Origin of the sequence: [Phormidium] sp. LEGE 05292 (genome assembly GCF_015207735.1) — a bacterium.
In the GTDB taxonomy this organism is placed as follows: domain Bacteria; phylum Cyanobacteriota; class Cyanobacteriia; order Cyanobacteriales; family Aerosakkonemataceae; genus Floridanema.
Genome location: NZ_JADEWG010000189.1, coordinates 1 through 10732 on the forward strand (window position 1 = coordinate 1; position 10732 = coordinate 10732).

Sequence of the window (10732 nt, forward strand, 5' to 3'; positions counted from 1 at the left end):
GGGGACAAGGGGACAAGGGGAAATTTCTTAACTTAAAACTCTGGTACGGGCGAGTTGTGTTGTTAACTCTTTTTTGTTGTGAACACAGATTTATCTACTCTCACCCGCCCCTACAACTCATAACGTTCCCAGTCCCCAGTCCCCAGTCCCCAAATCTTAATGGTTCTATCTTCGCTGCCACTGGCTAAAATTTGACGATTGGGGTTAAAGGCGACAGAACGTACTGGTTCTGAGTGTCCTGTGAGAATATCTATAAGTTTGCCAGTAGCTAAATGCCAAACTCTAATTGTATTGTCGGCGCTACCACTGGCGAGTAACTGATTATCGAGGCTAATAGCTAAAGAGTTAATTGTTTGGCAATGTTCTGTTAAGTTGTGAAGCAGTATTCCCCCACCTAAATGCCAAATTTTAATGGTTTTGTCTTCACTGCCACTCACAACAAATTTACCATCATGGCTAACAATAACTGTTGTTACAGCAGCAGTATGTTCTCTTAGGGTGTGCAGCAGTTCTCCACTTTTGATATCCCAAAGTTTAATTGTACTATCTGCACTACCACTAATTAAAGTTTGTCCATTGGGACTAAAAGCAACTTGATTAACAATATCGAGATGTCCAATTAGGGTATGTTGAATTTTTTCTGTGGCTAACTGCCAAATTTGAATTGAATTATCTCCACTACCGCTGGCTAGCATTTGCCCATCGGGACTGATGACGGCGAATTTTACGCTTTGGGATTCACTAATTACAGATTGGACTAATTTACCAGTTTCTAAATTCCAAACTTTTAGGGTGTTATCTTCACTACTGCTGGCTACGGTTTCTCCGTCGGGGCTAAAGGTGACTCGGTTTATTATTCCTAAATGTCCACTAAAGGTTTTGCTGCATTGCCATCTGGGTGCGCTTTCTTGTAAGTCTTGCATGACTTCGCTGGCACTTTGGTAGCGTTCTTTGAGCGAATCTTTAACTAATTTGGTTAAGATTTGCGCTAGTTTATCGCTAACATCTGCACCTCTTTTTCTGAGATATTCTCGCCATACCCAAGTGCCTTCTTCTGCGTGATAAAGTTCTTCTATTACTGTTCCTGTAACTAATTGAATGCAGGTGACTCCTAAACTAAATAAGTCGCTAGCTGGATAAACTTTGCCCCGTGTTTGTTCAATTGGTGCATAGCCTTCTGTACCATATTGGGAACCTGTTTTTCCCAAAGAGTTGGTATTAAGTATTTTCGCTAGGCCAAAGTCTACTAATACTAATTTTTTGTCGCTTTGGCGGCGAATTATATTCATCGGTTTAATATCCCGATGTACTACATTATGTTTGTGGATAAATTTTAAAATTGGTAATAAGTCGTTTAATAAGTTTCTAATTTTTTGTTCGCTGAATGTTCCTTGCTCTAAGATTTCGTCTAGTAAGTTTTGTCCTTCGATAAATTCTTGTACTAGGTATAAGCGATTATCATGCTCGAAGCAAGCTAATAGTGTAGGAATTTGGGGATGTTCTCCGAGTTGTAGTAATAGTTTAGCTTCTTTTTCAAATATTTGTCTGGCTCTAGTCATTGCGTCGATCGAATTTTCTATTTTACCCCATTTAAAAAATTGCTTGATCGCACAATGGGCGTTTAGTCTGTCTGTATCTGCACAGAGTAAGGTTCTGCCAAAATTTCCTTCTTCTATTAATTTAAGCGATCGATAACGACCCCGTAACAATAAAGGCCAACTACAAGTTAAACAAACCTCTGCTTCTTGAGGATTTTCCGGTTGTTCACAGGCGGGATTAAAGCAATAAGTCATATTATGAAAAGGTTAAGAATTTAGCTGTTGGCGATCGTAACGCACTGAGAACTATCTTCTCGTAAACTCTAACAATAATTCCCTTGAGCAGATGTAACTGGTTGTAAAAAATTCGCCCAATCATGGCAAACTAATTACCCAGGAGTTATTGCTTACAAATGCAATTTCTAGAGACACCATTGTTAGTTTAACCGCATCAATCAACCACAAGCTTGACTTTTTGAGCATCTACCTTAAGATAGAGATAATAACAAAAGTAACAGAAAATACCACCGCAATGACAGCTTTACGGTGAACAAAAGTTATTAAGAATAAGACTTATATTACCCACTTATAGGGTTAAAGATATCATTTCTTAATTAAAAATTTTTTTCGGGAATCCGGGAACCTAGTCATGTAGAATACAGTCAGTTACGGGTAGTGCATCTATCTTCTCTTCATCACAACAAGAGAAATAGTAAACTATTCAGTCTTCGGAGAGAGATTGTATGACTTTAAACTTAGCAGACATTTGCGACGAAAAATTTTACCGCGAAAAGTACAAAGATGCTGACGAAGCCATTAAAAAAGGTGAGTACAAGAATGCTAAAGAGCATTATGAAAAAGTCGGCAAAAAGGAAGACCGTCAACCTTGTGAATGCTTCGATCCGAAAAAATACCGCGAACTGAACTCTGATGTAGACCAAGCAATTAAAGAAGGTAAAATTACCAGCGCCAGTGAACATTACGAAGCAGCTGGCGATAAAGAAGGACGGGAAACTGGTAATCCATTCTTTAATGCCACAAAATATCTTCAAGATAACCCTGATGTTGCAGCGGCAGCGAAGAAAGGCGAAATCGGAGCTTTAGAACACGCTCTAAAATTTAGCAGTATTGAACAACGTAACGTTAGTATCTTTTTTAGTAGCACTTACTATCAAAGTACTAACATCAAGGTACAGCAAGCCATCCAAAAGGGAGAAGTTGCTAGTGCTTTCCAATATTTTTTACAACAAGGTGCCTCTAACAAAGAAATTCCAACTCCTTATTTTAATGAGGAAGACTATCTAAAATTAAATCCTGATGTTGCAGAAGCAAAGAATAAAGGTCAAATTGTTAGTGGTTTTCAGCACTGGGCAAATGCGGGTTTTAAAGAAATTCGTGAGTTCAACAGCACTATCAGTGTTGGGGAATATCTTCAAGTTAATAAGGATGTAGATGCAGCAGTTAAAGCCGGGAAGATCAGCGTTATTGAGCATATTGTTAATTTTGCTTTCAAAGAGAAGCGCTTCATTAGTTCTCGGTTTGAATCAAGTCTGTATACTGACTTAAATCCAGAGGTACAACAAGACCTGAGTAAGGGATTGTTTAAAAATCCTCTAGAACATTATCTAGCAAAAGGTCAGCAAAAAGGTTTCACAGCTTCCTCTCAAACTACTTTAACTTCCGAACGCGATGACTTAATCTTAGGTAAAGCTATTGCTGACAACCTAGATGGATTAGGTGGCAATGACTTAGTTTCAGGCAGCGGTGGCAATGATAATGTCAAAGGCGGTGCTGGTAACGACCACGTTTTCGGTGATGGTGGCGATGACCTAGTATTTGGTGGCGATGGCAATGACCTGGTATTTGGTGGTTCTGGTGACGACCTGGTACAAGGTGATGCTGGTGATGATGTCCTCGTTGGTGAAAGTGGGGATGATGTCATCAGGGGTGGTGCTGGCAAGGACTTCCTTTACGGTAGTGAAGGAAAGGATCTCCTCATTGGTGGCGATGATAACGATAAAATTGTTGGTGGTGAAGGTAACGATACTCTCGTTGGTGGGGACGGAGATGATATCCTCTTCGGCGGCGATGGCGATGATGTGATGTATGGTGGCGCGGGTAAAGACACTCTCTACGGTGGCGCAGGTAAAGACATCTTTATCATCGATTCTTTGCGTGTCGGTAGCTTGCCTGGAGGTACTGGTACTGACTCGATGACTGGTGGTACTGGCACTGATTCGATGAAGGGTGGTACTGGTACTGACTCGATGACTGGTGGTACTGGCACTGATTCGATGAAGGGTGGTACTGGTACTGACTCGATGACTGGTGGTACTGGTACTGATTCGATGAAGGGTGGTACTGGCACTGACTCGATGACTGGTGGTACTGGTACTGATTCGATGAAGGGTGGTACTGGCACTGATTCGATGACTGGTGGTACTGGTACTGATTCGATGAAGGGTGGTACTGGTACTGATTCGATGAAGGGTGGTACTGGCACTGATTCGATGAAGGGTGGTACTGGCACTGATTCCTTAACTGGTGCGCCTAAGCAGTTTGGTCAGGATGTAATTTACGATTTCAATGCTCAAGAAGATGTAATTCAGATTGCTGGTTTTGGTTATGGTAATTCCGAAGAACTCTTTAGTGCTGTGACTAAGACTGGTTCAACGGCGAGTGGTACTTACTACACAACTTTAGCGATTAGTCAAGAGTTCCAGTTGACTATCTTCAGTAGTTCTTCGCTGTCGGTGAAAAACTTCTCAGTTGGTTTAGGTAGCTTACCTTCTTCGTTTGGCGGTTCTAGCTTAGAGGACTTAATTAATGTTAAGGGTGTTAGTTCTGGACTGAAGGTGAAGATTAGCAATCGTCTCAAGTCAGCGGGTTTCAAGGTTAAAAACAAATCTTAAGGGTTGAGTCGGAGTAGGCGATTAGTTAATCTCTACTAACTGAACCTTAATCTAATAGCGATCGCACTCTACTAGATTTAGAATGCGATCGCTATTCTTTTACTGTTTCAGTTTCCAGAACAATTCTTTATCATGTTAAAAAGCATCATAACTAAAACTAACTTGATCCATGCTTGCTGATATTAAAGAAATCGCTACTAAAATAGCACCTCGTCTGATTGAAATTCGTCGTCATATTCACTCTCATCCAGAATTAAGTGGTCAAGAGTATCAAACTTCTGCTTATGTTGCTGGTGTATTATCTTCCTACGGTATTCATGCTCAACAGGGTGTAGGTAGAACTGGAGTAATAGGAGATCTTCGGGGTAATAGTGAGAGCGATCGGATTTTAGCCATTCGCACCGATTTGGATGCTTTACCGATTCAAGAACGCACTGGTTTAGATTATAGTTCCTGCGAACCGGGAATTATGCACGCTTGCGGTCATGATGTGCATACCACTGTGGGTTTAGGGACAGCGATGGTTTTGGCGCAGTTGGGAGAAAAATTTACCGGAAATGTGCGGTTTTTGTTTCAACCTGCGGAAGAAGTTGCTCAAGGCGCTAGCTGGATGGTAGAAGATGGTGCATTAAATGGAGTGTCAGGAATCTTAAGTTTGCACGTTTTTCCTTCTATTCCTGCGGGTTCTTTGGGGATTCGTTATGGTGCTTTGACGGCTGCGGCAGATGATTTGGAAATTATTATAATTGGTGAGTCGGGTCATGGTGCTAGACCTCATGAAGCGATCGATGCGATTTGGATTGCTTCTCAAGTAATTACTTCTTTGCAACAAGCTATTAGTCGCACTCAAAATCCGCTGCGTCCGGTGGTAGTTACGATCGGGAAAATTGTTGGGGGACGTGCGCCAAATGTGATTGCGGATGAAGTAAAATTGCTGGGGACTGTGCGATCGCTCCATCCAGAAACTCGCGAAGCTCTACCAAAATGGATTGAACAAATCGTCGCTAATGTTTGCCATACTTACGGCGCTCAATATCAAGTTACCTATAAACAGGGAGTTCCGGGTGTACTTAACGATCCCAGGTTAACTCAATTATTAGAACAATCGGCTAGGGAAGCTTGGGGTAGTGATAGTATTATTATCCTTCCTGAACCTTCATTAGGTGCAGAAGATTTTTCTCGCTATTTAGAAAAGGTTCCTGGTTCAATGTTTCGCTTAGGTGTCGGGTTTAAAGATCAACATAATTATCCCCTGCATCATCCCCAATTTCAAATTGATGAATCAGCAATTATTACTGGTGTGGTAACTCTCGCCTACTCTGCTTACAAATATTGGCAAAAAGCGAATAAGTAAACTTTGACAATTATCTTTATTCCTTGTGAGCATTTTAGTCCTCATATCTGGTAAAGTTATCTAGTAAGGAAACGAATGATAGGGTAGCGGCGAGATTAGAGCTAGTCGTTACAACGAACTGATGCTTACTAATCACACTGAAGGCAGATGAAAAATATTACTGCAAAAATTAAAGTCTTGGGAGAACGAGTTAAACGAGTTAAGAGGAAAATTCGATTTATGGCATCTCATAGTCAACTGCATGGTATAGAATTAATTGATTGTGCCAAAGCTAATGCTAAACAGGGAATCGAAACAGCAACCGAGCTTTGTGGTTATGGTAAAAATATTAATCTTTTCCAAGCAGAATTGAAAAAAGCTTGCCACGATATAGGCGTAGAAATTGATGAATTGAGTGATTTAATTACTACTCAACAAACACTTAGAAAAGAAGGTGGTTTCGAGATTGCGCCAGAAAGTCCAACGGAGTTATAAAGGAGCAGGGGAGCAGGGGAGCAGAGGAGCAGAGGAGCAGAGGAGAAAAGCAAAGATTAAAATTTTTGCTTATTGATTTATTGAGTGCCTATTTAGGATTATTTCTTTAATTAAATTTGTTGAATTAATTGATAAGTTATCTAGATTTATTGATGGGTTAAAATAAGTCAATAAAGCAGGATATTTTATGTTGCAATACTACTTGGTAACAGCAATAAGAAAATAAATATAAAACTGGCTCATGGCTTAGGGAAAAATGCGATAAGGTGAAAACAGTGTGAAAGGAATTTAAAAGTAACATGGAAAATGTTGATTGGCAGAATGTAATAGCAGGTGGACTGGCGATCGCCATTTTAATCGGCGGGATGTTGATGATGTTCACCAATATTTGGACTACCAAAGACAAATTGTAAAACCTTGTCGCTAATGCAGTGTGGCAGAAATATATAGAGTAAAAACAACTGAATTTGCTTTGTGTTAGTTTTCTATTCTTCTGCCTTCTACCTTTTTACGCTAGTTTTTCTTAATTTATTACGAGTCATTTGAAATGTTTAATTTTGATCATCTTTGCGAATTTTCCCGCCTCAACTGTGCTGCTATCTGTGCGTTTCTAGTACCCGCTAACTTAGCAGCAACTTTGCAGACTATGAGCCTGGTTGGATTAAATCGTCCTTTGGTGCAGTTAGTTCCAGCAATTACAATGGCGACAATGCTAGCTATGGTCATGATTTTTCATGTCTTGACGTGGTTCATGATCGGTGTAGTAATGCTACCTACGTATATTTTACTAACCTTGGGTACTGTCTGCTTAAGTATTAATTTTTGGGCGATCGTTAATCGGAAAAGTATGAGACAATTGCTAACAGAACTGTGGTTGTTGGCTTCTCGTTCGTTTGGTTGGGCGAAGTAATAGCGATCGCTATTTGTGATAACCATCACTAACATTGAGGGATCGAATCGGGTTAGTTTGCACAATCTTATCACTCATTTGTGATTAGATTGTCACAATTTTTGCTTGCTTTTATCACTCTGTCAGTCAGTTCAATAACCGATATTTTAATACATATTCTTTTGAGGCGACTGTTATGAGTTTAACACTAAATTTGGTCAGTGCATTTATTCTGATATTGGGAATACAAGTAATTAGTATCTCTGTTGTAACTGCGACTACTGTAGATGTTCATGGTTTTATTAAAAGGATGGACTACGAGCCACCAAATCAAGGTGGACCCGACAGTGATAATACTCAAGGTTCTGGAACTCGATGATCGATGAACAGCTAGTGCAGCGTGGCAGAAATAATCATAAAGTGAAAAGCAAGTAAAAAAGCTTTAGGCAAGTCTTCTTTGTTTCTGCGGTCTGCTTGATTGTACTAGGTAACAGAATTAAGTTGCCAAATTTTTAGAGTTCCATTGACACTCCCAGCAGCTAAAGTTTGACCATTTTTACTGAGTGCCATTGAAACGATCGCTTGTGTAGGTTCAAAAGTCAAGGTAGTTAACTGCTCACCAGTAGTTAAATTCCAGATGATAATGAAACCATCAACACTAGCACTAAAGAGAATTTTACCATCAGGACTAAAGCAAACAGAACTAACTCCGCCTGTATGACCGATGAAGGTATAAATACGATCGCGAGTACCCAAATCCCATAATTTTATCGTGCGATCGCTACTAGCACTAACTAATATGGGTTCTGTGGGATGAAAAGCAATTCCAGAAATTATTCCCAAGTCGCCAGATAAACTGTGCAATAGTTGTCCGGTATTCCAATGCCAAAGTTTGACTATTCCATCGCCACCACCGCTTGCTAGAATTTGTCCATCAGGACTAAAAGCGATCGCACTAACTGTACCAGAATGTTTAGTCAGAGCTTTAATCTCTTTAGCAGTTTCTAAATCCCATAACTTGATTGTGCCATCATAACTACCACTAGCCAGAATTTGTCCATTAGAACTAACAGCAATACCTCTTACCGATCCATTATGTTCTTTACAAATTTCTACTAAAGCACCTGTTTCTATTTCCCAAAGTTTAATATTCTGTTCCGAACCACCCTGAACCAGTAAATTATGAGTATCACTAAAAGCAAGAGCATAAACTGCACCAGCATTTTCCGAAATTACCCGAATTAATTCCCCAGTTTGATAATTCCAAACTTTAATCCCACAATCGAAACTACCACTAGCAATTTTATCTGTATCCGCCGCAAAAACCACAGCAGATACCCAGTCAGAATGCGCTGCTAAAGTATGAACACAATCCCATTTTGGCACCGGAATTGAGGAAGTTAACGGTTGACTGGTAGAAGTAATTGCAGATAGAGGATGAAAAGTTTGCGTTCCGAGACTGGTAAAGGGTAATTGAGGTTCCCGATAGCTAACATTTCCCGATGTTTTCTGACTTTTGGGTGATTCTATTCCGAGAGTTTGCTGAATTTCTTGCACTTGTCGTTTGAGTTCATCCAGCTTACTCGTTAACCATGACTCAATTTGAGAATATTCAGCAATTCTTTGTTTGCGTTTGTCTGCTTTTGCTCCTTGAAATTGCAGTTCTTTAATTTGTTGTTTTAAGTCTTCGATCTGTGCAATTAACCATTGTTCAGGAGGTAAAGAAATATCTCCCATTTTTTCAGAGTACTGTTTTACAGTTTCCTCTAAATTATCTAATCGCGGCGCAAGAGAAGTACCATTAAGATACTGCACCACACTACTTAAGGAATCCTGTAAACTGTTGTATTGCTCTTTAAGTTCTCCTATTTCTTGATGGATAGGATTCATTTTTGCTCCGAGTAAAGAAGCAATAAATTCCTGCATTTGCGCTGTCTGCCTAACCATACCTAAATAATTCGCTTCTCCCCCAGAAGCTAAAGTTCGCGTTACCGCTTGTAAGGTTTGGATATCTGCTGCGAGTTGCCGATAAAGGCGCGTAATAACTGTGTTGGTGTTGTTTCTACTTACCAACTCAAAGCGGCGACGGTTGACTAAGTTGAGTACAACAGAAGCAGACAGCGGTACTGCTAAATAGATGATTTTGCCGCTAAAGACAGCTACCACCGCTCCAGCGATCGTGCCTACGATAGCGGCATATTCTACCATTTCTAGCCGATTAGAGTTGTTCGACATTTAACACTTTTGACACTTACTGCCTTTTGCATGATAACAGTCTTGGCTACCGAGAAATGTCATTCTGACACAGTTTCTTAATTTTGCGCCAACAGTAGTTGAAAGTTAAATCAACTGGTAGTTAGAGCAATTTAGCTAAAATTACGCCTATTTGCAGACAGAGGATTCCCAAGATTGCACTCCCTAACCAATAAAAAATCGCAGATGAATAATTACCAGAGTCCCAAATATTCATGGTATCTAGTCCATAAGTAGAAAAGGTAGTGTAAGCACCCAAGAAGCCTGTAGTTGCTAATAGTCGCAATTCGGGAGGTATATTTATTACTTGGCTGGCTAAGGTGACAAAAAATCCCATTGCGAAGCAACCAGTAAGATTAACAAAAAAGGTTCCGAAGGGAAAATTAGACCCAAAACGTTGTAGGAAGTATAAAGTAATATAGTAGCGACTGAGGGCACCTGCGATCGCACCTAAACTAATAGCTAAGGGAGTGCGAAAATTTGGATCTTGCAGCATTTGAGGTAAAAGCATAAACTGTAAATGAATTTATCTGTAAAAATCCTATTTTGTAAATTAGGAAACAAAATAAATTAGGATTTGCTTTACTTAGTTGAGAAAGTCAGAATAAATTATCATAAATAAAATTTTAAGGAGCAACAATCCATGAGTACAGAAGAAACAATTCCTCCAGAATCTGCGATCGTAGAAGTTAACCCGGAGACAACTGATTTGGTAAAACAGGAAACCTCCGATCCTAGCGATGATGTAATTAAAGAAACAATTGCACTGTTTGAAGCAATTAAAAAGCGGACAGAACAAGAGTGGCAAACTGCTAGTGACTTAATTCAAGAAAGCTATCTGAAAGCCGTTTCCCAAGCACAAAACGTCTTAGAACAAAATCAAACTGAAGCAAAAGAACGCATGGAACAGACAAGTCAGTTAGTGCAGAAAGAAGCTGATAAAAACTGGCAAACCTTTGAAGCACTCCGAACTAAGGCGATGGAAATGACGAAAGAGTGGAGTGAACTTAGTCGTGAGAAATATTTAGAATCTGTGCGGCAAGCTAGAGAATCTGTAGAACAAAATAAACTGATTGAAAAAGAACGAGTTGAACAAACTGTGCAAGATTTGCAACAACAAACAGATAAAAATTGGCAAGGATTCGTTAGTGAAATAGAGTCTCTGGGAACTCAGCTGACAGATGCGGCGAAAAAAGCTTGGAACGATTTGATCGCTTCGATTCCCAAGGATTAGGGATTGGGGAACTGAGGAGATGGGGAGGTAGGGAGGTGGGGAGAGTTGAATAAGTAGTTAGTTAAATTATTATCTCCC

General features: G+C 39.9%; 9 protein-coding genes. 6 read left to right on the forward strand and 3 right to left on the reverse strand.

Annotated features, from left to right (window positions below; all coding sequences use genetic code 11):
• Positions 1 to 110 precede the first annotated feature (110 nt).
• Positions 111 to 1793 carry a serine/threonine-protein kinase gene (locus tag IQ264_RS28815; RefSeq protein WP_193985484.1) on the reverse strand — a complete coding sequence of 561 codons (1683 nt, stop codon included), beginning with the start codon at positions 1791 to 1793 and terminating at the stop codon, positions 111 to 113.
• A 488-nt stretch (positions 1794 to 2281) separates the two neighbouring features.
• On the opposite strand from IQ264_RS28815, the gene IQ264_RS28820 reads away from it, so the two are divergent.
• The 5 genes from IQ264_RS28820 to IQ264_RS28840 all read left to right on the forward strand — a co-directional run bounded on the left by IQ264_RS28820 (position 2282) and on the right by IQ264_RS28840 (position 7546).
• The gene (locus IQ264_RS28820; protein ID WP_193985486.1) at positions 2282 to 4450 is read left to right on the forward strand and encodes a calcium-binding protein; all 2169 of its coding nucleotides are present in this window, start codon (positions 2282 to 2284) and stop codon (positions 4448 to 4450) included.
• A gap of 169 nt (positions 4451 to 4619) precedes the next feature.
• Positions 4620 to 5804, forward strand: coding sequence for a M20 family metallopeptidase (locus IQ264_RS28825; protein WP_193985488.1), 1185 nt, complete (start codon positions 4620 to 4622; stop codon positions 5802 to 5804).
• A gap of 147 nt (positions 5805 to 5951) precedes the next feature.
• Complete coding sequence (locus IQ264_RS28830; protein WP_322744827.1) at positions 5952 to 6278, forward strand: hypothetical protein; 327 nt, start codon at positions 5952 to 5954, stop codon at positions 6276 to 6278.
• A 547-nt stretch (positions 6279 to 6825) separates the two neighbouring features.
• Positions 6826 to 7188: a hypothetical protein gene (locus IQ264_RS28835; RefSeq protein ID WP_193985490.1), complete on the forward strand. Its 363-nt coding sequence runs from the start codon at positions 6826 to 6828 to the stop codon at positions 7186 to 7188.
• Positions 7189 to 7363: 175 nt separating this feature from the next.
• Positions 7364 to 7546 carry a hypothetical protein gene (locus IQ264_RS28840; RefSeq protein ID WP_193985492.1) on the forward strand — a complete coding sequence of 61 codons (183 nt, stop codon included), beginning with the start codon at positions 7364 to 7366 and terminating at the stop codon, positions 7544 to 7546.
• Positions 7547 to 7650: 104 nt separating this feature from the next.
• Here the strand turns inward: IQ264_RS28840 and IQ264_RS28845 are convergent, their stop codons facing one another.
• Positions 7651 to 9402, reverse strand: coding sequence for a WD40 repeat domain-containing protein (locus IQ264_RS28845; protein ID WP_193985494.1), 1752 nt, complete (start codon positions 9400 to 9402; stop codon positions 7651 to 7653).
• Between the two features lie 121 nt (positions 9403 to 9523).
• Positions 9524 to 9931, reverse strand: a complete 408-nt coding sequence (crcB, locus tag IQ264_RS28850) for a fluoride efflux transporter CrcB (RefSeq protein WP_193985496.1) — start codon at positions 9929 to 9931, stop codon at positions 9524 to 9526.
• A 132-nt stretch (positions 9932 to 10063) separates the two neighbouring features.
• Here crcB and IQ264_RS28855 point away from each other — a divergent pair, with 132 nt between their 5' ends.
• Positions 10064 to 10654, forward strand: a complete 591-nt coding sequence (locus IQ264_RS28855) for a hypothetical protein (protein ID WP_193985498.1) — start codon at positions 10064 to 10066, stop codon at positions 10652 to 10654.
• Positions 10655 to 10732 lie beyond the last annotated feature (78 nt).

Coding starts and splice junctions, on each gene's coding strand:
- IQ264_RS28815 (WP_193985484.1), bottom strand. CDS start 1,793: ATGACTTATTGCTTTAATCCCGCCTGTGAACAACCGGAAAATCCTCAA.
- IQ264_RS28820 (WP_193985486.1), top strand. CDS start 2,282: ATGACTTTAAACTTAGCAGACATTTGCGACGAAAAATTTTACCGCGAA.
- IQ264_RS28825 (WP_193985488.1), top strand. CDS start 4,620: ATGCTTGCTGATATTAAAGAAATCGCTACTAAAATAGCACCTCGTCTG.
- IQ264_RS28830 (WP_322744827.1), top strand. CDS start 5,952: ATGAAAAATATTACTGCAAAAATTAAAGTCTTGGGAGAACGAGTTAAA.
- IQ264_RS28835 (WP_193985490.1), top strand. CDS start 6,826: ATGTTTAATTTTGATCATCTTTGCGAATTTTCCCGCCTCAACTGTGCT.
- IQ264_RS28840 (WP_193985492.1), top strand. CDS start 7,364: ATGAGTTTAACACTAAATTTGGTCAGTGCATTTATTCTGATATTGGGA.
- IQ264_RS28845 (WP_193985494.1), bottom strand. CDS start 9,402: ATGTCGAACAACTCTAATCGGCTAGAAATGGTAGAATATGCCGCTATC.
- crcB (WP_193985496.1), bottom strand. CDS start 9,931: ATGCTTTTACCTCAAATGCTGCAAGATCCAAATTTTCGCACTCCCTTA.
- IQ264_RS28855 (WP_193985498.1), top strand. CDS start 10,064: ATGAGTACAGAAGAAACAATTCCTCCAGAATCTGCGATCGTAGAAGTT.